The sequence below is a fragment of the Actinoallomurus iriomotensis genome (assembly GCF_030269445.1).
GTDB classification, from domain to species: domain Bacteria; phylum Actinomycetota; class Actinomycetes; order Streptosporangiales; family Streptosporangiaceae; genus Actinoallomurus; species Actinoallomurus iriomotensis.
In genome coordinates, this window is sequence record NZ_BSTJ01000010.1 from 245,771 (window position 1) to 267,985 (window position 22,215).

The window sequence follows — 22,215 nt, forward strand, 5'->3', positions numbered from 1 at the left end:
TGCCACCCGCTAGCAGGACGTCTTGTAGGCGGCCTGTCCGCCTGCCGGCTTCGACAGGTCATCCTGGGTGATCGTGGTGGTCGTTGTCCCGATTTTGGGGTTGGGCTTCTTCCCGGTCAGCGACGCGACGAGCTGGTCGACCGCCTGGGTGCCGATCTGGTACGGCTGCTGGGCCACGAGCGCCTGGACGTCACCGCGCTTGAGCTGCTGCATCTGCACCGGTCCGGCGTCGAAGCCGACCGTCTTGACGGCGCCCTGCTTGCCCGCGTTGCGCAGACCCGTGGCCGCGCCCTCGGCGGCGAACTGGTTGGTGGCGAACACGCCCTTCAGGTCGGGGTTGGCCGACAGGGTGGCGGAGATGATCGAGGCGGCCTTGGCCGGGCTGTTGTCGTTGACCTGCGCGCCGAGGTACTTGATACCGGAGTACTTCTTGATCTCCTGCTCGAAGCCGTGCTGCCGGTCGTCCGAGGTGGAGGCGCCCGCCTTGAACGCGATCACCAGCACCTTGCCCTGCTGGCCGATGAGCTTGGCCAGAGCGTCCGCCGCCGAGGCGCCGGCCGCGACGTTGTCGGTCGAGACGCTGGAGGAGGCGATGCCGTCCTTGGACAGCGTGGTGTCGACCAGGCCGATCTTGATGCCGGCCTGCTTGGCCTGGAGCAGCGGCGGCACCATCGCCTTGGCGTCGGTCGGGGCGATCAGGATCCCGGCCGGCTTCTTGGCGACGACCGCGTTGACGATCGGGGTCTGCAGCGACGCGTCGAACTGCTGCGGCGCCTGCATGTCGACCTTCATGCCGTTCTTGGCCGCCTCGGCCTGGATGCCGCACTGCATGGTGATGTAGAAGCTGTCGCCGGAGACACCGGGGACGAACGAGATCGTCTTCCCCTTGACGTCGCCGGTCGACCCGCCGCCTCCGCTGTTGCCGCTGCTGCACGCGGCCAGCCCGAGGGCGAGCGCGGCCGCCACTCCGAGCACCTTCGTGGTGTACATCGATCCTCCGTAAGGTTCCGAATGAAAGAGCTGCCTAGGGGCGTTGTCGGGCGGCGCGGCGCATCTGGTCGAGGTAGACGGCGGCGATGAGGACGACGCCGACCGCGACCTGCTGCCAGAACGCCTGGACGCCGAGGACGACGAACCCGTTCTGCAGCACGGTGGGGATGAAGACGCCGATGACCGTGCCGATCATGGTTCCGCGGCCGCCGAACAGGCTCGTGCCGCCGATGACCACGGCCGCGATGGTGGACAGGTTGTCGGTCGCGTGACCGCCGAGGGTGGTGGTGGCGAACCGCGCCAGCGACATGTACCCGGCCAGCCCGGCCAGCGTCCCGGCCACCGCGTACACCTTGATCAGATGGCGGGCGGAGGCGACGCCGGTGCGGCGCAGCGCCTCGGCGTTGGAGCCGGCCGCGTACGTGTAGCGGCCGAACCTCGTCTGCGACAGGATGACGCCGCCGACGACGGCCACGGCCAGGGCGATGACGACCAGCCACGGCACACCGGCCACCTTGCCGGAGCCGACGCTGAGGACCAGGTTGAACGGCACGTCGCGGACGTCGACGCCGCCCGTGAGCAGCAGCGCGGCGCCCTGCGAGGCGCCCATGGTGCCGAGCGTGACGATGAGCGCGGGGATGCGCGCCTTGGCGACCAGCACTCCGTTGATCAGGCCCCACGCCAGGCCGGCCACCAGCCCGGCGGCCAGGCCCAGGAGCAGCACGCCGACCGACTGGCCCCCGAGCGCCACCATGATCTTGGCGGAGATGACGCCCGCGAACACCAGCACGCCGCTCACGGACAGGTCGATCCCGGCGGTGAGGATGACGTACGTGCCGCCGACCGCGAGGACGAGCAGCACCGACGCGTCCGAGGCGATGTTGACGATGTTCGCCGTGGTCGGGAACGCGTGCGGGCGCAGGATCGAGAAGACCACGCACAGGATCACCAGCGCGCCGAAGATGCGCACGGTCTCCCCGCGGCGCACCCGGTCGCCGAGGGAACGCCAGGCCGACGCCGGCGCCGGTCCCTGCGTCGTGGTGCTGGAGTCGACGGTCGTCATGCGGCACGCTCCTCGGTGGTTCCGCTGGTCATCGCCGCCACGAGGTCGTCGACGGTGGCGTCCGCGGCGGTGAACCGCGCCACCCGCGCGCCGAGCCGCAGCACCTCGACCCGGTCCGCGACCTCCAGTACCTGCGGCATGTTGTGGCTGATCAGCACGACCGCGATGCCCTCGTCGCGGACGCGGCGGACCAGCTGGAGGACCTGTTCGGTCTGGACGACGCCGAGCGCCGCGGTCGGTTCGTCCATGAAGATCACGCGGCTGGCCCACATCGCCGCCCTCGCCACCGCGACGCTCTGCCGCTGCCCGCCCGAGAGCGCGGCGACCGGCGCGGCGGCGTCCTTCAGCCGTACGCCCAGCCGCGCCATCTCGTTCGCGGTGTCGCGGGCCATCGCGCGCTTGTCCAGGAAGCCGAGGCGGCCCAGCAGCCCGGGCCGGAAGATCTCCCGGCCGAGGAAGAGGTTGGCCGCCGGGTCCAGGTCGGCGGCGAGCGCCAGGTCCTGGTAGACGGTCTCGATGCCGTGGTCGCGCGCGGCGTGCGGGCTGGGCATCTCGACCGGCCTGCCGTCGACCAGGATCTGGCCCGCGTCCGGCTGGTCGGCCCCGGACAGGATCTTGACCAGCGTGCTCTTGCCCGCGCCGTTGTCGCCGATCAGGGCCACGATCTCGCCCTCGTGCACCGTGAAGTCGGCGCCGCGCAACGCGTGGACCTGCCCGAAGCTCTTCTGGATGCCACGCGCCTCAAGCAGCGGCTCACTCATGAGCCCTCCTTCGTCGGAGGAGTGACCGGGCACGCGTGTTCTTTGATTCGCTCGCTTCGCTCACTCATGAGCCCTCCTTCGTCGGAGGAGTGACCGGGTACGCGTGTTCTTTGATTCGCTCGCTTCGCTCGCTTCGCTCACTCATGAACCCTCCTTCGTCGGAGGAGTGACCGGGCACGCGTGTCTTTTGATTCGCTCGCTCATGGACTCTCCTTGCCATGCCTGGGGGTGAACCCGGTACTCACGACTCGGCCCGGGGGATCGGACCGGTGACGGCGGGGCGCGCACCCGCCGCCTGACCGGCCAGCAGTGCCGCGCCCCGTGCGCCCGCCTGCACCGCCGTACTCCGCCGGGCGTTCCCGAAGGCCCGGCGGCGCAGCTCGACCATCGCCTCGCTGTGCGCCCATCCGCCGGTCATCACCACCTGGCCGTACGGGCCGGCGGCGGCCGTCATGATCCGCTGCAGGCGCTCGAGCTCGGCGGTCGCCTCATCCAGCGCGGCGCGCCAGACGGCGGCAGGCGTCCCGTCGCGCCCGGCGCCGGAGACGGTCGCGGTGCCGTCATCGGCGAGCCGTACGCGCAGGGACCCCGGCTCCGTCTCCAGGGCCGTACGGTCGAGCTCCGGCAGGTCGTCGCGGTCCCGGCCGAGCAGCCGCAGCACGTGTTGCAGCAGCAGGCCGCCGCGGGTGGCGCCGAGCACGGACAGCCGGCCGGGCAGCGCGTGCCAGCCCACCGTCACCCCGTGCCGGGTGAGTTCCACGACCGCGGGTTCGGGCAGCGGCGCCGGCACCGTGCGCACGAGCGCCTCGGCCGTCCCGCACGAGTCGAGGACGTCACCGTCTCCGGTGGCGGCGGCGCCGACGGCGGCCGCCTGGTGGTCGTGCCCCGCGACGGTGAGCACGGCACCGGCGAGCCGGTCACCGGCCCGGTCCCGTACGGCCCGGCCGAGCGGCGTCCCGGCCTGCACCAGCGGCGGGAGCAGGGCCCGGTCCGCGCCGGCCCACTCCAGCGTCGGCTCCCACCACGTACGGTCGCGCAGGTGCAGCCAGCCCGTACGTGAGGCGAGGGAGTACTCCGACGCCTGCTCGCCGCCCAGCGCGTGCACCACCCACTCGCCGACGTTCAGCCGCCGGACGGCGCGTTCGATCCGGCCGTCGTGCTCGCGCATCCAGCGGTGCTTGGTCAGCGACCACTGGGTGCCGAGCGGCAGGCCCGTCGCCGCCGCGAACTCCTCCTCGCCGAGGTCGGCGGCCAGCCGTGCGGCCTGGTCGCGATCGCGGCTGTCGTGCCAGGCGATGAGCGGCGCGACCGGCCGGCCGTCCGGCCCGAGGAGCACCCCGGACTCGGCCATGCCGGCCACGCCCAGGCCGATGACCTGGCCTTCCGGCACCCGCGCCAGTGCGTCGGCGAGAGCGGCACGTACCGTGGACAGCACCCGCTCGGGGTCCGTCTCGGTTCCCAGAGGCGTGGTGCGCCAGGCGAGCGGAGCGCTTCCGTGGGCGAGCTCCTGGCCTTCGGCCGTGCAGACGGCGGCCTTGACGGAACTGGTCCCCACATCGAGGCCAACCAGCAGGTCAGGCACGGTGAGCCACCAATCGAAGTTGCGTTTCATCCTGGTTAATTCGGGATTACATGGTTATAGTTGGGACTCGTTGGGATCGTCAACCCCCAGTTCAGAGCTCTTTTCGATGGAGGTCGTGTGTCACCGACGGGTACCGGCGAGCTGGTCGCCGCGGCGCGCGAGGCCGGCCGCGGCGTCGGGGCGTTCAACGTCATCACCGTTGAGCACGCCGAGGGCATCGTGGCGGGCGGGGAGCTGGCCGCCGCCCCGGTGATCCTGCAGATCAGCCAGAACGCGGTCCGCTACCACGACGGCCGGGTCGAGCCCCTCGCGGCGGCCTGCGCCCGGCTCGCCGAGACCGCCGGCGTTCCGGTCGCCCTGCACCTCGACCACGTCGACGACCTCGACCTGCTGCACCGGGCCGCGGACGCGGGCTTCAGCTCGGTGATGTACGACGCGTCGCGGCTCGGCTATGCCGAGAACGTCGCTGCCACCCGGTCGGCGGCCGACTGGGCGCACGCCAACGGCCTCTGGCTCGAGGCGGAACTCGGCGAGGTCGGCGGCAAGGACGGCGTGCACTCGCCGACCGCGCGCACGAAGCCGGCCGAGGCCGCGGAGTACGTCTCCGGCACGGGCGTCGACGCGCTCGCCGTCGCGGTCGGAAGCTCACACGCGATGACCGTCAAGGCGGCACGCCTCGACATCGGTCTGATCGAGGAGATCCGCGTCGCCGTGCCGGTGCCGCTCGTGCTGCACGGATCCAGCGGCGTCCTGGACGAGGACCTGCGGCAGGCCGTCGCCGCGGGCCTCACCAAGATCAATGTGGGGACTCAGCTCAACGTCGCCTTCACCGCCGCCGTACGCGAAGTGCTTGCCGACCCGGACCTGACCGACCCCCGCAAGTACCTCCGCCCCGCACGCGACGGAGTGGCCGCCGCCGTCGCCGGCATCCTCCGCACCATCTCCGGCGCCTGACCGGTACGGCTCTACCCGTGCAGGCGGTCGAGTGACCGGATGACCTCCGCGTCGGCCCGGCCGTGGCGGGTGTTGAGCCATCGGAGCAGCGTGTCGACGTCGCCCGCCGCCAGCAGCCGGGCGCGGAGCCGTTCGTGGAGGCGGGCGCGGAGCATGACCACGCCGGGGGCCGCCGACCTGGGCAGCAGCGGACCGGGATAGCGGTCGAGGAGCGCGGAGGGAGCGTCCCTGACCACGGCGGCGTCCAGATCGAGGAAGTCCGCGGTGACCTGGCCGGTGAGCCGGTAGGGCTCCGACACGAGCCGGTGGCCCAGGACCGAGCGGAGCCGGGCGAGCTCGGCCCGCAGCGTCACGGCCTTCCCCGCGTCCCCGTACACCTCGCGCCTGAGCTCGCCGGCGCCCAGGCCGCCCGGATTGGCGGCCAGCACGGTGAGGAGCTCACTGTGCCGCCCGCCGAGTTCGTGCGTCATGCCCGCGACCCGCAGCCGTGCCCGGTCGCGGCCGAGCGCCTCCAGGGAGAGGACCTGGTCGACGTCGGCCTCGTGCGCCACGAGAAGGAACGGGCCACCGGGCGCGAGCCGTTCGGCGATCACGGCCTGACCCGTCGGCAGGACGAGCTGCCCCTCGTCGAGCGCGGCCGGCAGCCGCGCGGGCAGCCATCCGTGGGGTGCCGCGTGCACGACCTGTCCGTCCGCGGTGACGAGAGCGCTGTGCGTGCCGGACCGGCGGGAGAGCCGCTCGCCGTACCGGGCGTGCGTCCGGGCCTGTTGCTGCAGCGCGACCGTGCGCAGCTCGGCCTCGGCGAGCCTGGCCACCGTCGTCATCAGGGACAGCACCATCGCGTCGGAGTGCTTGGTCGCGTGGGTGAGGTCGATGGTTCCGAGGGACGCTCCGGTCATCGGGTCACGGATCGGCGCGGCGGTGCACGTGTAGGCGGTGACGGCGGACAGGTAGTGCTCGGCGCCCTGCACCTGGAACGGGCGGCGCAGGGCCAGCGCGGTGCCGACGCCGCTCGTGCCGGCGGCCTCCTCGCTCCAGCGCGCGCCCAGGACGAGGTTGACGCGCTCGGCCCGGCGCAGGTCGGTGTTGGAGCCGTCCATCCACAGGAGACGGCCGTCGGCGTCACTGGCGAAGATCAGATTGCCCGGCTCGGACGTCACCGAGCGCATGGTGTCGCACAACATCGGCCAGACCCGGGCCAGCGGGTGTTCCCTCCGCAGGTCGCCGACCAGGTCGTCGTGCAGCTCGATCGGTGGCAGGTGCCGGTCGGGCCGGATGCCGTGGCGCCGCGAGCGCTGCCATGAATCCCGGATCGTCTCGCGCACACCGCGAGCGTCACCCCCGGACAGGGCGATTTCGCGGCTTCGAGCCATCGATATGCCGTCCATCCCGCCAAAAGTAGAACGCTGTTCGGTGCACTGCAACTCTGATGCAACGCCTGGCAAACCTTGGAGCGGTACACGCGGCCGGACCAGAATTCCTATTCGGGAGCATGAGAGGGGGAAGATGTGGTGTGCCGGGAAACGAGGTTCCGAAAAGGGACCCTGAAGGCCGCGTCGCGGCCAATTCATGCGCCGCACGGCAGCGCTTCCCGACTCCGGGCTTCTTCTCGCGTGATCGCCTGGACCGCTGACCCGTGGTGCCGCCGGAGAAGAGGGCCGTGTTCCGCTCCGACGGCCTGTGAACCATGCGCTGAGCAGGCCGAGGTCACAGCTCACCGGCCTGCCACGTCTATTGACGTGTGGACCTCCGCCACACGCGCGCAGTAGATAGGAAGAAGATGACGATGACAGTTGCTGCGAACGGTGACAAGCGGCTCTCGTTGGACAAGCGTGCCTTGACCCGGCGAACGAGCTTGACTCTTCCCGACGCGATGCCGCTGGATTCGTGGGTGAGCGTCGGGCAGGAGATCGCGGTTATCTCGGATGCTTCCGCATGGTGGCTCGCCGACTGGTTGATCTATGGGCGGGAGACCTATCCCGACCGCTATCGGCACGCGATCGATCGGACCGGTCTTTCCTACCAGACGCTGAGAAACTACGCGTGGATCGCCCGTGCGTTCCCGGTGTCCCGTCGACGGGACAAACTGAGCATGCAACACCATGCCGAGGTGGTCACGCTCGTCGCCGAGGAACAGGACGAGTGGCTCGACCAGGCGGAGCACCACGGCTGGTCGGTCGCCGAGCTCCGGAGGCGGTTGAGGGGCGGCCGGTCCGTGGCGGCGCCCGAGGACGAGGTGTCGACGTTCGTGCTGAAGATGAACATCGACTCGGAGCGGCAGCGGCGGTGGGAGCAGGCGGCGGAGATGTCCGGTTCGGACCTGGCCTACTGGGTCTCCAAGGCCTTGGACGAGGCCGCCGTCGCGGCGCTCCGGAGCGAGGAGCGCGGCTGAGAAGGACGGGAGGGCCGGCGGCTCAGGCCGGAGTACCGCACCGGCCGGTTCGAACGGACGACCGCCCGGGCGTTCGGGGAGCGGTTCCGCGCCGTGCTCGCCACGGCCGTCGAGGACCCGGGCGGAGCATCGGCGACCTCGTTCGCGGGGGTCGCCGTCACGAACAGCAGACACCGGCCCGGAGACGCGGAAGGCGTTGATCCTGACGCGTAGTCAGGTTCTAATGTCCGGGAGATGACTTGCGCCGGCCGTAGGCGAGGACGCGGACCGGCCGTACGCGCGGGCGGGCGCCGGTCGCGCGCACGGGCGGAGACCGGCCGTACGCACGCTAACGTGCTCGCATGGTGATCCGAGCATGAGGCTGACCGTCCTGGGCGGAGGCGGATTCCGCGTGCCGCTCGTCTACCGGGCCCTCCTGGCCGACAGGGGCAAGGGCCGCGTCACCGAGGTGGTCCTGCACGATCTCGATCCGGCCCGCACCGCCGTGATCGGCCGGGTGCTGGCGGACCAGGCGGCCGGGGTCCCGGACGCCCCGTCGGTGACGGCGACCAGCGACCTCGACGAGGCCCTGACCGGCACCGACTTCGTCTTCTCCGCGATCCGCGTCGGCGGTACGGAGGGGCGCGTCGCCGACGAGCGCATCGCCCTGGAAGAGGGTGTCCTGGGGCAGGAGACGGTCGGCGCGGGCGGCATCGCGTACGGCCTCCGCACCGTCCCGGTCGCGGTGCGGATCGCCCAGCGGGTCGCCGCCGTCGCGCCGGAGGCCTGGGTCATCAACTTCACCAACCCGGCGGGCCTGGTGACCGAGGCGATGTCCCGGCACCTCGGCGACCGGGTGATCGGCATCTGCGATACGCCGATCGGGCTGGGCCGCCGCGTCGCCGCCGCGCTCGGCGTCGACCCGGCGAGTGCCTGGTTCGACTACGCCGGCCTCAACCACCTGGGCTGGCTGCGGGCGGTCCGCGTCGGCGGCCGCGACGTGCTCCCGGACCTGCTGGCGGACGAAGAGGCGCTCACCTCCTTCGAGGAGGGCCGCTTGTTCGGCGCCGAGTGGCTGCGCGCGCTCGGCGCGATCCCGAACGAGTACCTGCACTACTACGACTTCAACCGCGACGCGGTCGCGGCGATGCGCGCCGCGGAGCGGAACCGCGGCGCGCTCGTGCTGGAGCAGCAGCGCGACTTCTACGCGCGCCCCGCGGGTGCTCCCGGCTCCGCGCTGGAGGCGTGGGAGGCCACGCGGCGGGCGCGCGACTCCACCTACATGGCCGAGAACCGCGAGGCGGCGGGCGCCGGTGAGCGCGCGGCCGCCGACCTGGAGTCGGGGGGATACGAGAAGGTCGCCCTCGCGCTCATGCACGCGATCGCGCACGACGAGCGCACCACCCTGATCCTCAACGTGCGCAACCGCGGCACGCTCAGCGGTCTGGACGACGACGCGGTGGTCGAGGTGCCCTGCTTCGTCGACGGCAACGGCGCGCGGCCGGTCACCGCCGACCCGCTCTCCGGCCACGCGCTGGGCCTGGTGACCACGGTCAAGGCGGTCGAGCGCGCGGTGCTGGAGGCCGCCACCACCGGCTCGCGGGCCGCCGCGCTGCGCGCGCTGGCGACCCACCCGCTGGTCGACTCGGTCACGGTGGCACGGCGGCTCCTCGAACGCTACGAGACGGACGTTCCTCAGCTCGGGTATCTACGCGGGAAGGCGGATCGCTGATGCACGACGATCGCAGGCAGGTCGAGGACCGGCTGGACCGGGTGATGCGCGAACGCGTCGTGCCCGCGACGTACGCCGCGCGGCGCCCGATGACGGTCGAGGTCTGGCACGTTCCAGGCGAGCCGGTGCCGGTCGCCGAGGCCCTCGACGCCGCCTACGTCCCGTTCGCGCCGGGTGATCCCTGGGGCCGCGCCTGGGCGACGAGCTGGCTGCGGGCCACCGCGAGCGTGCCGGCGGAGTGGGCGGGCCGCCGCGTCGAGGCCGTCTTCGACCTCGGGTTCACCGGCCGCGGGCCGGGCTTCCAGGCCGAGGGGCTCGTGCACGACCTCGGCGGCCGGCCGATCAAGGGCATCGAGCCGCTGAACCAGTACGTCCCGGTCGGCGACGCCGTGAACGGCGGTGAGGAGGTCGGCCTGCTCGTCGAGATGGCCGCCAACCCCGACATCCTCGGCGACGGGTTCGTCCCGACGCCGCTGGGCGACCCGGCGACCGCCGGCGACGAGCCGCTCTACCGGTTCGGCGGCGCCGACCTCGCCGTGCTCGACGAGGACGTCTGGCACCTGCGGCTCGACGTCGAGGTGCTGTCGGAGCTGATGCACGAGCTGTCCACGGACGACCCACGCCGCCACGAGATCCTGCGCGCGCTCGAACGCATGCTGGACGAGCTGGACATCCATGACGTCGCCGGCACCGCCGCGCGGGCGCGCGAGACGCTGACCGAGGTGCTCTCCCGGCGCGCGAACGCGAGCGCGCACACCATCTCCGCCACCGGCCACGCGCACATCGACAGCGCCTGGCTGTGGCCGCTCCGCGAGACCCAGCGCAAGACCGCCCGGACGTTCGCCAACGTGACCGCGCTCGCCAAGGACTACCCCGAGCTGGTGTTCTCCTGCTCGCAGGCGCAGCAGTACGCCTGGGTGCGCGACCGCTACCCGGAGATCTTCCAGCGGATGCGCGACGCCACCAAGGCCGGGCAGTGGGCGCCCGTCGGCGGCATGTGGGTGGAGGCCGACGGCAACCTGCCGGGCGGGGAGGCACTGGCTCGTCAGCTCGTCCACGGCAAGCGGTTCTTCCTGGAGGAGTTCGGGGTCGAGACCCGCGGCGTGTGGCTGCCCGACTCGTTCGGCTACACCGCGGCGTACCCGCAGCTGGCCGTGCTGGCCGGCAACGAGTGGTTCCTCACCCAGAAGATCTCCTGGAACCAGACGAACAAGTTCCCGCACCACACGTTCTGGTGGGAGGGCATCGACGGCACCCGGATCTTCACCCACTTCCCGCCCGCCGACACCTACAACGGCACGTTCGCCGGGGCGGAGCTGGGCCACGCCGTGCGCAACTACGCCGACAAGGGCGGCGGCACCCGCTCGCTGCTGCCGTTCGGCCACGGCGACGGCGGTGGCGGCCCCACCCGGGAGATGCTGGAGAAGGCCCGGCGGCTGCGCGACCTCGAAGGGTCGCCCAAGGTCGTGGTGGAGAACCCGGACGCGTTCTTCGCCGCCGCCCGCGCGGAGTACCCCGACGCGGCGGTCTGGGCCGGCGAGCTGTACCTGGAGCTGCACCGCGCCACGTACACCACCCAGGCGCGGACGAAGGCGGGCAACCGCCGCAGCGAGCACCTGCTGCGGGAGGCGGAGCTGTGGGCCGCCACCGCCGCGCTGACCGCCGGCTTCGACTACCCGTACGAGGACCTGGACCGGTTGTGGAAGACCGTGCTGCTGCACCAGTTCCACGACATCCTGCCGGGCTCCTCGATCGCCTGGGTGCACCGGGAGGCGGAGGCCACGTACGCCCGGGTGCACGCCGAGCTGCGGGAGATCACGCGTGCCGCGACGGCCGCGCTGGCGGGGGAGGGCGGCCCCGGACAGGTGTTCAACACGAGCCCGCGGGCGCGCGCCGAGGTGGTGACGGTGCCCTCAGAGCTGGCCGCGGCGTTGCCCCCGGACGCCGGCGTCCAGCCGCTCGCCGACGGGTCCGTGGCGGTGTTCACCGAGGTCCCGGGCTCGGGGACGGCGCCGCTCGGCGCCGCCGCGCCATTCGGGCCGCTCGGGCCGGTGACCGTGGACGGGCGCGTCCTCGACAACGGCCTCGTCCGGGTGGAGATCGACGCGGACGGCCTGCTGACCTCCGTACGCGACCTCGTGGCCGGCCGCGAGGTGCTCGCGCCGGGGTCCCGCGGCAACCTGCTCCAGCTCCACCCGGACCTGCCCAACCACTGGGACGCCTGGGACGTCGACCGGCACTACCGGCGGCGGCACACCGACCTCACCGGCGCCGACGCCGTGACCGTGGTGGACGCGGGACCGCTGGTCGCGTCCGTGCGCGTGGACCGGTCGTTCGGCGACTCCCGGATCTCCCAGACGATCACCGTGACCGCCGGCAGCCCCGCCGTACGGATCGACACCGAGATCGACTGGCACGAGCGGGAGAAGATCCTCAAGCTGGCGTTCCCGCTCGACGTGCACGCCGACCGGTCCGCGGCCGAGATCCAGTTCGGCCACGTGTACCGGCCCACGCACACCAACACGAGCTGGGACTCGGCCCGGTTCGAGATCTCCTGCCACCGCTGGATCCGGCTCGCCGAGGCCGGCTACGGCATCGCCCTGGCCAACGACGCCACCTACGGCCACGACGTCACCCGTACGACCCGCGAGGACGGCGGCACGACGACGACCGCCCGCTACAGCCTCGTACGCGCGCCGCGCAGCCCCGACCCGGAGGCCGACCAGGGCCGGCACCACATGTCCCACACGCTGCTGCCCGGCGCGACGGTCGCCGGGGCGGTGGCGGGCGGGTACGCGCTCAACCTGCCGCTGCGGGTGACCGCCGGGGGATCCGGCCCGTCGCCGCTGGTGTCGGTCGAGGGTGAGGCGGCCGCCGTCGAGTCGGTCAAACTGGCCGACGACCGGTCCGGCGACGTGGTCGTGCGCGTCTACGAGTCCCTGGGCGGGCGGGCGGACACGCGGCTGCGCACGTCGTTCCCGGTCGCCGGGGTGGAGGTCACCGACCTGCTGGAGCGGCCGCTGCCGGACCGGCCGGTATCGCTCGCCGACGACGGGAGCGTCTCGCTCACCCTGCGCCCGTTCCAGGTGCTGACCCTGCGGCTGCGCCCGGCCGGGCGATGACGACCGTACGCGTCGCGACGCTCAACATCTGGGGCCGGCGTGGACCCTGGAAGGACCGGCTCGGCCTGATCAAGGCCGAGCTGGCCCGGCGCTCTCCGCTCCTCGTCGGCCTGCAGGAGGTCATGCGGGACGAGCGGTCCGGCTCGTGCCAGGCGGCGGCGATCGCCGCCGGGCTCGGGTACGAGGTGGCGTACGCGCCCGCCGCGCGGTTCGACGAGGGCGTCCTGGGCAACGCGCTGCTGAGCAGGCTGCCGATCCGCGAGCAGCGCGTCCTCCCGCTGCCCACTCCGCCGGGCGCCGAGACGCGGTCGCTGCTGTACGCCGCCGTCGAGTCGGCCGCCGGCCTGCTCCCGGTGTTCGTCACCCACCTGGACTGGCAGGGCGACCACGGAGCGGCGCGTCTCGCGCAGGTGCGGTTCATCGCGGCGCGGGCCGCCGAGCTCACCGGCGACCTGCCGCCGGTCATCATGGGCGACTTCAACGCCGAGCCGGACGCCGACGAGATCCGCTACCTGCGGGGCCTGCACGTGGTGGACGGTGAGAGCGTGTGCTTCGCCGACGCGTGGGTGCACGGCGGCGACGGGTCGGCCGGGGAGACGTTCTCCCGCGTCAACGACTACGCGCGCCGGGCCCGCGAGCCGTCGCGGCGCATCGACTACATCTTCACGCGCCGCAAGGGCGCGCTCGGCGAGCCACGTCACACCTCACTCGCCTTCGCCACGTCTACGGGCGGCGTGTGGCCCTCGGACCACTTCGGCCTGGTCAGCGACATCGTGGTGGCGGTGGACTAATATTCGCTTTGACTTATATAAGCGATAGCCGATAACGTCGTCGCCATGCACGCGTTCGACGTTCTCGGCGATCCGGTGCGCCGGCGGATCCTGGAGCTCCTCGCCGACGGGGAGCAGACCTCCGGTGCGGTCTGCGCGGTCATCCAGGAGGAGTTCGGCATCTCCCAGCCCGCGGTGTCGCAACATCTGCGGGTGCTGCGCGACGGCGGCTTCGCGACCGTACGCCCCGAGGGGACCCGGCGGCTCTACGCGGTCGACTCCGCGCCGCTGCGCGAGGTCGACGAGTGGCTCGACCGGTTCCGGCGCTACTGGACGCCGCACCTGGACGCGCTGGCCACCGAACTGGCCCGAGGTCGCCGCGAGCGCCGTCAGCCAAAGGAGAAGGAACAGTGATCGACGTCATCGAGCAGCTCAACAGCGTGACCCGTACGGTCGGCGACCGCGTCCTGGAAGCCGGGGAGGCCCGCGTCGTGACCCTCACCCGGACCTACGACGCCACCGTCGAGGAGCTGTGGGACGCCTGCACGAAGCCCGAGCGGATCGCACGCTGGTTCCTGCCGATCTCCGGCGAGCTGAAGGAGGGCGGCCGGTTCCAGATCGAGGGCAACGCCGGCGGCACGATCGAGCGGTGCGACCCGCCGGAGAGCTTCGTGACGACGTGGGAGTTCGCCGGTGCGAGCAGCCGGGTGGAGGTCCGCTTCGTCCCGGAGCCGGCGGCGGGCGGCACCCGGTTCGAGCTCGAGCACACGATGGCGGTGGACGACCACTGGAACCAGTTCGGCCCGGGCGCGGTCGGCATCGGATGGGAGTCGGGGCTGCTCGGCCTCGACCTCCACCTGTCCTCGGGTGGATCCTTCGACCCGGCCGAAGGCGCCGCGTGGGCCGCCTCGGAGGAGGGTCGGCGCTTCATGGCCCTGAGCAGCGAACGCTGGTGCGAGGCGCACATCGCCGGCGGCGAGACGGAGGAGCAGGCCCGCGCGGCGGCGGCCCGCACGACCGCCGCCTACACGGGGACTCCCCCGCAGGAGTCCTGACCGTCCGGCGGCCGTCGCGAGGGGCGGGCGTCCACACCCCGGCGCCCAGGGCCGCCACCGTCCGGTACGACCTGACGGTGTCTCGCCGCCCTGACCCGGCTTAGCATGTGCGCGTGGCCACCGACCGGCATGTGTCCGCCGCACGCGGTACGCGCCCATGGGTGGTCGTCGCCGCCGTGGCCGGTCTGCTCGGCGTCGGCGCCGCGGTCGCCTATCAGGTCGGCGTCGCGCTCGGCCTGTCGTTCGAACCGGCCGACATACCGCACGAAGACCTCGCCGCGGCGGCGCCGCGCGGGGTGGCGGCCGCGCCGCCGATCACTCGGATCGTCGCTCCCGACGATCTCCCGGTACGGCTGGCCGCGCGAGCGGTGGCCGATGCGCTGGCCGGCCGGGGCGAGCCCCGCCCGGCCGTCGTCGACCGGCCGGGGGCGGCACGCGGGCCCGTGCTGAGGGTCGAACTGGCCGGTGGCGCCGGCGGCGCGTCCGACGAGGCGTACCGGCTGGCGCGCACCCCTGCCGGCCTGGTGTTGCGGGCGGCGCACCCGGCCGGTGCCGCGAGCGGGCTGTACACGGTGGCCGACCGGATCCGTTCCGGCGACGAGGTACTGCCGGCCGGCCGGAACGACGAGCGGGGCGCGCCCCGGTTGGGCCTGCGGCTGCTGGACACCGGGTCGGTCGGGCTGCCCGACGACCCGGCCGGCTTCGCCGCCGGCGACGACTACTCCCTCAACACCGACGTGGTCGGGCCGGCCGTTCTCGCCGGGCCGCCCTATGTGGACACGGCGGCCGTCGCCCGGATCGCGGCCCAGTTCCGGCAGCTGGTCGATCACGGGCTCACCGAGGGCTACAACGGCGTGGTGGTGCCCGGTTTCCTGGAGTACGTCACCTTCGCCGGCATCGGCGACGGACATCAGGTGTACCCGGCCGGAGACGTCCACCTCGCCCGCGCCAAGGCGATGGTCGCGGCGTTCGGCCCGGTCTGGCGGTACGCGCACGACGCGGGGATGAAGGTCTACTTCGCGACCGACATGCTGGCGCTGTCACCGCCGCTGCAGCGGTACCTCCAGCGGCGTTTCGGCGGCCTGGCGACCGGCGGCACCCGGCTCTGGACGGTGTACCAGGCCGGGCTGCGCGAGCTGTTCACCGCGCTGCCGTACGCGGACGGGCTGGTGGTCAGGGTCGGCGAGGGCGGCGCCGCCTACCGCTTCCCGGGCTGGGACTACACCTCACGGATCGCGGTGAGAACTCCGGCTTCGGTGCGCGCCATGCTGCGCGCGCTGCTCGCGGTCGCCGGCGAAGGTCGCTGCCCAACGACCTGACCACGCTGCACCAGGAGGCGCTGCGCACGTTCCTGGCCGCCAATCCCCATATCGAGGGCATCTGGACCTGGTCCCAGATGGGCGGACCGTTGCGCGCCGGGCCACGCACCCTCTACCTGCGCGCCGGCTTCTGGCAGATGTTCGACCTGAACGTCTACACCGCGGCGCGGCTGGCCGCCGACCCGGACGCCGATCCGGCGCGGCTGTCCGCGGACTGGATCCGCCAGACGTTCAGCACCGATCCGTCCACCGTGCGGGCGATGGGCCAGGTGCTGGCGCTGTCCCGCCGGGCGATCACCAACGGGCTCTACATCGGACCGTACGCGCGGCGCACGGTCAAGGCACTCGGCCTGGAACCCCCGCCGATGATGTGGATCTTCGAATGGGACATCGTCACCGGCGACGGCGCCGTGCTCGACAGCATCTACGCGGTGAGCCGGGACCACCTGGACGAGGCGATCCGGGAGGGCGACGAGGCGATCGCCACGGCGCGGCGGATGCGTGAACTGCTCGCCACGACGGACCCCACCGCCTGGCACGACCCGGCGCAGCGCCGGTCCTTCGCCGACGCCCTGGACTATGAGGTCGACCTGTTCGGCACGCTGGCGGCGTACCGGACCATGTTCCTGCGGCACGCGCAATGGCTGGACACCGGGTCGGCGCACGCTCGCACGCAGTGGCTGGCCGCTCGGTCCCGGTACACCGCGGCACGCGACGAGCACCGGCGGCGGTACACCGGCGACGTTGATCTGCCGCCGTACTCCTTCCCGGCGGCCGACATCGGGCTGGCCCGTGCGGAACGGGACCCGGCGATGGCCTGGCTCGCCCGCGGACTGCTGCTCGTCCTCGTCGCGGCGCCGGCTCTGGGCACCTCCGCCGGGCAGCGGCTGCTGCGGGCGCTGACACGCGGCCGGCGCCCGCCCGGTGCCGCGGCCCTGCGCGCGCTGTGGCTCGGCACCACGAGACCGTGGCGCGTCGGTGACCTCGGCCCGCCGCCCACCGCCCTGGACCGGGTGCTGGTGTGGGCGCTGCCGGCGACCGCACTGGCGCTCAGCCGTGCCGCCTACAGCTGGTTCGCCTCGCCCGCCCACCTGCTGGTCACCCTCGGCGGGTGGGGAGTCTTCGCCGGGGTGCTGCGCGGGTGGCTGCGCGGCCACGACCGGTTCGGCCTGTACGCGGCCGTCGGCGGAGCCGCCGTCGTGCGCACCCTGGTGCTGCTCTGCGCTCTGGCCGGGCACGGACCGGGCCGGTACTGGTTCGACTTCTGGACCCGGCCGCAGGCGCGGTCGCTGTACATCACCATCGCCTTTGCGGCCTTCCTCTGGGTACCGGTCGCCGCGTACCTGGCACTCCGCGCCCTCGGCGCCCGGTTCACCGTCGCACCGGTCCTCGTCGCCGTCGGCGCCCCGCTCGCTCTGCTCGGCGCCACACTCTGGGCGGCCGGGCTGGAGAACTCGCTGTCGGTGTGGAACGACCAGATGGCGCTGCTGCCGTGGGGCATGCATCGGATTCTCGGCATCACCGGCTTCCTGGACCTCCCACCGTGGCTGCCCCAGCTGCTCATCGCGGCCGGCGGCGCGCTGATCGCGGCCGGTGGCATGGTCGCGGCCGTTCGGCCGGCCAGGCGCCGGAGCCACGTTCTACGTCAACCCACGAGCTCGCCGTAGCGAGTGATGCGGTCAGCTGGCCCGATCCGGTCTCGAGCAGGACCTGTACGGCGGCTGAACGCCATCTCACAATGTGGCCGGGCGGGTGCATCCGCCGCGTACGCCGCGCAGGAGGAGGACCACGTGAGACCACGGCGTCGTCGGATCGGAAGAGGAATCGGCGCGGCCGTCGCCCTGGTCGCCGCCGTGCTGCTCGTTCCCTCCGCCGCCCGGGCGGACACCGCCTCCGGCGAGACGCGTGCCCGGCAGGTGGCCCGGACGCTGGGCCCGGTCGCCGGCACCGCCTCGCTGCTCGACCCCCGCTCGGGCACGGTCGTCGTGCTCGCCGACCGTACGGTGACCGGCGCGCGGCTCGCCCGGGTCCGGGCGGCGACCAGGCCCTTCGGCGACGCGGTACGGCTGCGGCGGATCGACGGCGTCATCGGCCTGCGGCTGAGCGGCGGCGACCCGGTGACCGGCGGCGCGTACCGCTGCACCGCGGGGGCGAACGTCACGGGCGGGGGAGCGTACTACTTCGTCACCGCCGGGCACTGCGGGGCGGTCGTGTCCACCTGGTACACCGTCGGCGGCGCCCTGATCGGCCCGACCGCCGGCACGAGCTTCCCCGGCAACGACTACTCCGTCGTCCGCTACACCGGGAACGTGCCCCACGACGGCACGGTCGGCCAGCAGGACATCACCAGGGCCGGCAACGCGTACGTCGGGGAGCGGGTCTGCATGCGCGGCGGGACGAGCGGCGTGCACTGCGGCACGGTGCTGGCCCTGAACGCGACGGTGAACTACGCCGAGGGCACGGTGAGCGGCCTGATCGAGACGAACATCTGCAGCGAGCCGGGCGACAGCGGCGCCCCTCTGTACGACGGCTCGACCCTGCTGGGCGTCCTCTCCGGCGGCACCGGCGACTGCTCCTCGGGCGGCGTCACGTTCTTCCAGCCGATCACCGAGATCCTCAGCGCGTACGGCCTGACTGTCTTCTGACCCGGTGAGAGGAGTTCCCCGGTGGCGCTGGACATGTCATTCCTGGTCGCCGATCCGGACTACTACGAACCCTGGGACACCGCCGATCCGGGGCCGCGCTACGACGCGGGCGTCATGCCCGGCGACTGGAAGCGCCGCGACTCGGGCGCGTGGACCCACTGGGGGCCGGCCGGCCTCGTCCTGCCCGACCAGGGGTGGAAGGTCCATGTGTCCAGTTCGCTGGTGAACGCCCAGCCCGTGCTGGCCGTGGTGGCGACGGCGTGTGCCGAGGCGGGCGTGCCGTTCAAGCACCTGGCCGGCCGCGGCACGTTCCTGATGGCGCACGACAAGCACGCCAACCGGGTGCAGAGCGGCAAGTTCTGCACCCTGTACCCGCCTACCGAGCAGTGCGCGTGGGAGATGTTACGGCGGCTGGCGGAGGACCTGTCGGGGATCAGCGGACCCTTCGTGCTCACCGACCGCCGGTTCGGCGCGAGCGAATGCGTCTCCTACCGTTACGGGGCGTTCCGCGGCGACGTACGGATCGACGCGGAAGGCCACCACGTACCCACGATGGCCGGGCCCGGCGGCTCACGGATCGACGACGAGCGCCGGCCGGCGTTCCACCTGCCGCCCGGCGTCTCCGACCCGTTCCGGCAGAGCCCGCCCGACGCGTCCACGGGCCCGGTCACGCTGCACGGCTACACCTTCGACGCCGTACTCCGACACGGCAACGCGGGCGGCGCCTACCGGTTCCGCTCGGCGGACGGCGGCCCGGTGTTCGTCAAGGAGGCGAAGGCGCACAACGGGTACACCGCCGACGGCGCCGACGCCAAGACGCGGCTGAACGCCGAGTACCTGGTCCTGCGGACGCTGCACGGCCGCGAACCCGGCCTGTGCCCGCGGCCCGTGGAGCTGTTCCACCACTGGGAGCACAGCTATCTCGTCACCGAGTTCGTCCCCGGCATGCCGCTGTACCGGTGGATGGTGATGAACAACCCCGCGTTACGCATCGGGCCGGACGCCGCGGCGTTCGCCGAGTACCACCGACGCTGCCTGGCCCTGCTCGACCGGCTCGACGCGCGGCTGCGTCGCCTGCACGAGCTCGGCTACGTGTTCGTCGACCTGAGCCCGACCAACGTGCTCGTCGACGATGACGACCGGCCCCGGCTGGTCGACTTCGAGGCGGTGCAGCCGGTCGGGGACGTCCAGCGGATCATGGGCACGCCCGGCTACCTGCACCCGGACCCGCGGTCGGCGATCTCCCGCGATCCGCGGGAGATCGACTCGTACGGGCTGGCCGCGCTGGCGCTGCTGCTGGTCTTTCCCGCGCACGAGGTGGCCGAACGGCATCCGCGGGTCCTCGACCACCTGCACGCCGACCTGACCGAGCTGGCACCGGTCGCTCCCCGGCTGTGGCGGTGGGCCACCCGCTGCCACGACCGGACCGAGGACGCCTGCCCGCCCGCCCCGCGGATGCCCGCCCCGCGGGCCGTCCGCGAGGACACCGTCGCCGCGTTACGCCGGCTGGCCGACCGGACCGCCGACGCCCTGGAGGCGATGGCCCGGCCGGACCACCCGGTGCGGGTCTACCCGACCAGCCCGCTGGGCCATGAGACCGACACCCGCGCGGTCGCGGCCGGAACCGCCGGTGTGCTGCACGCGCTGCACCGCGCCGGCCGCGTCTGCGACCAGGCCGTGGTACGCCGGCTGAGGGACGACGCGCTGGCCGCGGCCGACACCTCTGCTCCCGGCCTGCTGTACGGCAGTGCCGGCGTCGCCTGCGTGCTGGCCGAACTCGGCGAGGCCGACGCGGCGGAGACCCTGCTCGCCTCGGCGGCGGCCCATCCGCTGAACGGCGGATCCGCCACGCTCGGCGGCGGCGCGGCCGGGACCGCACTCGGCCTGCTGATCCACCACCGGCGCACCGGGGAGCAACGCTGGCTGGACCTGGCCCGGCGGCTGCTCGAACGCGTCCCCGAGGGTGCGGAGCTCACCTCCCGGCTGAGCCCGGTCGACCGGTCCGGCCTGGTCGGCGGCCGGGCCGGCGTGGCACTGGCCCTGTACGCCCTGTACCGCCGTACCGGCGATCCTCAGCTGTTCGCCCGGGGCATGCGCCTGCTGGGGGAGGACCTGGCGTACGCCCAGCCCCTTCCGGTGGGCGGCCTGGGGTTCAAGACCTCCCACGCCGACCGCCGCGTCTATCCGTACCTGTTCGCCGGCAGCGCGGGATATGCCGCGGTGCTCTCCCGCTATCTCGCGCACCGCCCGGAGGCGGAGTTCGGCGTGGCGACGGACCTCGATCTCGGCGCGGCCGAGGTGCTCGAACGCTGCCTGCGCGCCTGCTCGGTCCGCTTCGCCGTGTTCCCGGGACTCTTCCCGGGCCTGGCCGGGCTCGCCGTGACACTGGCCGACGCCGGACGGCGGCTGGGCCGCCCCGAACTCCTCGACGCCGCGTTCACCAGTGCCCGCGGCCTGTTCCGGTACGCGATCCCGCGCGAGGACGGAGTGGGCTGGCTGGGCGAACCCGGACAGCGGCTGTCCGCCGACCTGTGGTCCGGCTCGGCCGGGATCCTGCTCGCCCTGCGGCACCTGACGGATTCCGCGTTCCCCCCTGACGCCCTCGACGAGCACCAGGCCACGTCGAGGGAGGCCGTTGGTCCGACCCCGGAGGAAAGGAGTGACCGGCATGGAGGAAGTGCTGCGCTTACAGGCTGAGGTGGCGATCCAGGAAGAGCTGGCCTGCAACGTGCTCACGATGAGCAGCAAGGGCAGCATCTGCCAGTGACCCCGTGGCCCGCCGGGCACGGGCGCCCCGTGCCCGGCGGGCTCCGTCGATCCGCGGCCACCCGCCGGTGCGGGACCGACGAGATCCGGCGTGTCTCACGGTCCGCGAGCGGGACGCTCAGGGGCGGCCGTCCAGCGCGATCCGGCCCGTACGGTTGAGCCAGCGGCCGCCGGCGCGAAGGTGCGCCAGGCCGGCGCGCTGGAGCGTGGTCCGTGCCGTCAGCTCGTCCAGTGGTGTCGCGAGCGTGCCGAAGACGAAGCGGAGGAAGTCCTCGGTGCCGTCCTCGCCGCCCGGCTGGAGTTCGAAGCGGCGCTGGAAGCGGATGATGTTGGAGTCGGCGGGGAGGTACTCCGCGAGCGTCGGGTCCAGCAGCCATGAGCCGCACGTGATCTCCTCGTACGGCTCGTCCGGGAAGTGCCGGGGGAAGAACGCCCGGGCGCGCGCGAACGACGCGTCACACGACGGCGGGGTGAGCGGGCCGGACCGCGGGATGTGCAGCGACAGGGACCGCGACTCCGGGGTGCGCCGCCGGTGGAACTGGAGCCGGCCCAGCTCGTAGATGGCGCCGCGGACGTGCAGGGTCAGCCACTGCAGCATGACGGGCCAGCCCTCGCCGTTCATGCGCCGGTCGATGGCGAGGTTGCGGCCGAGGTCGGCGAGCGTGGTCCACGAGACCTCCTCCGGTACGCCGCGCCGCGCGTGGTAGGCGCGGACGTCCTCCAGCAGGGCGAGGTAGGCGTAGACGTAGAAGTGCCGCCAGGCGGGACCGCGGTCCCGCGGCAGCGTGGGCCCGGGCACCAGCCATCCGGCACCGCCCAGGTCCGCGCGTACGGCGGCGGTGACCTTCCCGAGCAGCCAGAGGAGGTCGGGCGGCCACTCGGCGGACGGCCAGCCCGCGAGGATCTCCGCGACGTCCCGCGGGTCGACGGCGAGCCGGTCGAGCAGCGCCGGCGCCTCCACGTACGGCGGCAGGCGCGGCTCCGGCGGCGTCTCGCCGTCCAGCCCGCGCACCCATGCGGCGGCCTCCGGCGGCAGGTGCAGTCGCTCGGCGACCTCACTCGTGTCTCGTTGGTGCATCGCCCGA

At 73.0% G+C, this 22,215-nt stretch carries 17 protein-coding genes; 11 read left to right on the forward strand and 6 right to left on the reverse strand.

Annotation, left to right across the window (positions count from 1 at the left end):
• Positions 1-9: 9 nt before the first annotated feature.
• From QSK37_RS36140 to QSK37_RS36155, 4 genes are all read right to left on the reverse strand, one after another.
• Entirely contained in the window at positions 10-990 is a 981-nt protein-coding gene (locus QSK37_RS36140; protein ID WP_285629933.1) for an ABC transporter substrate-binding protein, read from the reverse strand.
• A gap of 34 nt (positions 991-1,024) precedes the next feature.
• Positions 1,025-2,053, reverse strand: a complete 1,029-nt coding sequence (locus QSK37_RS36145) for an ABC transporter permease (protein ID WP_285629935.1) — start codon at positions 2,051-2,053, stop codon at positions 1,025-1,027.
• Positions 2,050-2,814, reverse strand: a complete 765-nt coding sequence (locus QSK37_RS36150; RefSeq protein WP_285629937.1) for an ATP-binding cassette domain-containing protein — start codon at positions 2,812-2,814, stop codon at positions 2,050-2,052. Before QSK37_RS36150 ends, QSK37_RS36145 begins: the two co-directional genes overlap by 4 nt.
• A gap of 241 nt (positions 2,815-3,055) precedes the next feature.
• Positions 3,056-4,396, reverse strand: a complete 1,341-nt coding sequence (locus tag QSK37_RS36155) for an FGGY-family carbohydrate kinase (protein WP_285629939.1) — start codon at positions 4,394-4,396, stop codon at positions 3,056-3,058.
• A gap of 117 nt (positions 4,397-4,513) precedes the next feature.
• Between QSK37_RS36155 and QSK37_RS36160 the strand changes: the two genes are divergently transcribed.
• The gene (locus QSK37_RS36160) at positions 4,514-5,350 is read left to right on the forward strand and encodes a class II fructose-bisphosphate aldolase (protein ID WP_285629941.1); all 837 of its coding nucleotides are present in this window, start codon (positions 4,514-4,516) and stop codon (positions 5,348-5,350) included.
• A gap of 11 nt (positions 5,351-5,361) precedes the next feature.
• Here QSK37_RS36160 and QSK37_RS36165 read toward each other — a convergent pair whose 3' ends face one another.
• Positions 5,362-6,921, reverse strand: a complete 1,560-nt coding sequence (locus QSK37_RS36165; RefSeq protein ID WP_490246507.1) for a GAF domain-containing protein — start codon at positions 6,919-6,921, stop codon at positions 5,362-5,364.
• A 170-nt stretch (positions 6,922-7,091) separates the two neighbouring features.
• Here QSK37_RS36165 and QSK37_RS36170 point away from each other — a divergent pair, with 170 nt between their 5' ends.
• From QSK37_RS36170 to lanKC, 10 genes are all read left to right on the forward strand, one after another.
• On the forward strand, positions 7,092-7,742 hold the full coding sequence (locus tag QSK37_RS36170) for an LmbU family transcriptional regulator (protein ID WP_285583892.1): 651 nt from the start codon (positions 7,092-7,094) through the stop codon (positions 7,740-7,742).
• A 355-nt stretch (positions 7,743-8,097) separates the two neighbouring features.
• The gene (locus QSK37_RS36175) at positions 8,098-9,453 is read left to right on the forward strand and encodes a 6-phospho-beta-glucosidase (RefSeq protein ID WP_285629945.1); all 1,356 of its coding nucleotides are present in this window, start codon (positions 8,098-8,100) and stop codon (positions 9,451-9,453) included.
• Complete coding sequence (locus QSK37_RS36180; protein WP_285629946.1) at positions 9,453-12,575, forward strand: alpha-mannosidase; 3,123 nt, start codon at positions 9,453-9,455, stop codon at positions 12,573-12,575. Before QSK37_RS36175 ends, QSK37_RS36180 begins: the two co-directional genes overlap by 1 nt.
• Positions 12,572-13,366, forward strand: coding sequence for an endonuclease/exonuclease/phosphatase family protein (locus tag QSK37_RS36185; protein WP_285629948.1), 795 nt, complete (start codon positions 12,572-12,574; stop codon positions 13,364-13,366). Before QSK37_RS36180 ends, QSK37_RS36185 begins: the two co-directional genes overlap by 4 nt.
• A 45-nt stretch (positions 13,367-13,411) precedes the next feature.
• Positions 13,412-13,759 carry an ArsR/SmtB family transcription factor gene (locus tag QSK37_RS36190; RefSeq protein WP_285629950.1) on the forward strand — a complete coding sequence of 116 codons (348 nt, stop codon included), beginning with the start codon at positions 13,412-13,414 and terminating at the stop codon, positions 13,757-13,759.
• On the forward strand, positions 13,756-14,400 hold the full coding sequence (locus QSK37_RS36195) for an SRPBCC family protein (protein ID WP_285629952.1): 645 nt from the start codon (positions 13,756-13,758) through the stop codon (positions 14,398-14,400). The genes QSK37_RS36190 and QSK37_RS36195 overlap by 4 nt, the downstream gene beginning before the upstream one ends.
• Positions 14,401-14,513: 113 nt before the next feature.
• Entirely contained in the window at positions 14,514-15,719 is a 1,206-nt protein-coding gene (locus QSK37_RS36200; RefSeq protein ID WP_285629954.1) for a hypothetical protein, read from the forward strand.
• A gap of 77 nt (positions 15,720-15,796) precedes the next feature.
• Complete coding sequence (locus QSK37_RS36205; protein WP_285629956.1) at positions 15,797-17,386, forward strand: hypothetical protein; 1,590 nt, start codon at positions 15,797-15,799, stop codon at positions 17,384-17,386.
• Between the two features lie 123 nt (positions 17,387-17,509).
• Entirely contained in the window at positions 17,510-18,364 is an 855-nt protein-coding gene (locus QSK37_RS36210) for a S1 family peptidase (protein WP_285629958.1), read from the forward strand.
• Positions 18,365-18,385: 21 nt separating this feature from the next.
• Positions 18,386-21,061 (forward strand): class III lanthionine synthetase LanKC, encoded by a 2,676-nt coding sequence (gene lanKC / locus QSK37_RS36215; RefSeq protein ID WP_285629960.1) that lies wholly within the window; start codon positions 18,386-18,388, stop codon positions 21,059-21,061.
• Positions 21,062-21,248: 187 nt separating this feature from the next.
• On the opposite strand, the gene QSK37_RS36220 is transcribed toward lanKC, so the two are convergent.
• Entirely contained in the window at positions 21,249-22,208 is a 960-nt protein-coding gene (locus QSK37_RS36220) for an acyltransferase domain-containing protein (RefSeq protein WP_285629962.1), read from the reverse strand.
• Positions 22,209-22,215: the final 7 nt, after the last annotated feature.

Bases quoted from the DNA above. Each gene is read 5' to 3' on its own strand.
- QSK37_RS36145 (WP_285629935.1), bottom strand. From the start codon at position 2,053: ATGACGACCGTCGACTCCAGCACCACGACGCAGGGACCGGCGCCGGCG.
- QSK37_RS36180 (WP_285629946.1), top strand. From the start codon at position 9,453: ATGCACGACGATCGCAGGCAGGTCGAGGACCGGCTGGACCGGGTGATG.
- QSK37_RS36190 (WP_285629950.1), top strand. From the start codon at position 13,412: ATGCACGCGTTCGACGTTCTCGGCGATCCGGTGCGCCGGCGGATCCTG.
- QSK37_RS36220 (WP_285629962.1), bottom strand. From the start codon at position 22,208: ATGCACCAACGAGACACGAGTGAGGTCGCCGAGCGACTGCACCTGCCG.
- QSK37_RS36175 (WP_285629945.1), top strand. From the start codon at position 8,098: ATGAGGCTGACCGTCCTGGGCGGAGGCGGATTCCGCGTGCCGCTCGTC.
- QSK37_RS36205 (WP_285629956.1), top strand. From the start codon at position 15,797: ATGGGCGGACCGTTGCGCGCCGGGCCACGCACCCTCTACCTGCGCGCC.
- QSK37_RS36185 (WP_285629948.1), top strand. From the start codon at position 12,572: ATGACGACCGTACGCGTCGCGACGCTCAACATCTGGGGCCGGCGTGGA.
- QSK37_RS36165 (WP_490246507.1), bottom strand. From the start codon at position 6,921: ATGAATTGGCCGCGACGCGGCCTTCAGGGTCCCTTTTCGGAACCTCGT.
- QSK37_RS36150 (WP_285629937.1), bottom strand. From the start codon at position 2,814: ATGAGTGAGCCGCTGCTTGAGGCGCGTGGCATCCAGAAGAGCTTCGGG.
- QSK37_RS36140 (WP_285629933.1), bottom strand. From the start codon at position 990: ATGTACACCACGAAGGTGCTCGGAGTGGCGGCCGCGCTCGCCCTCGGG.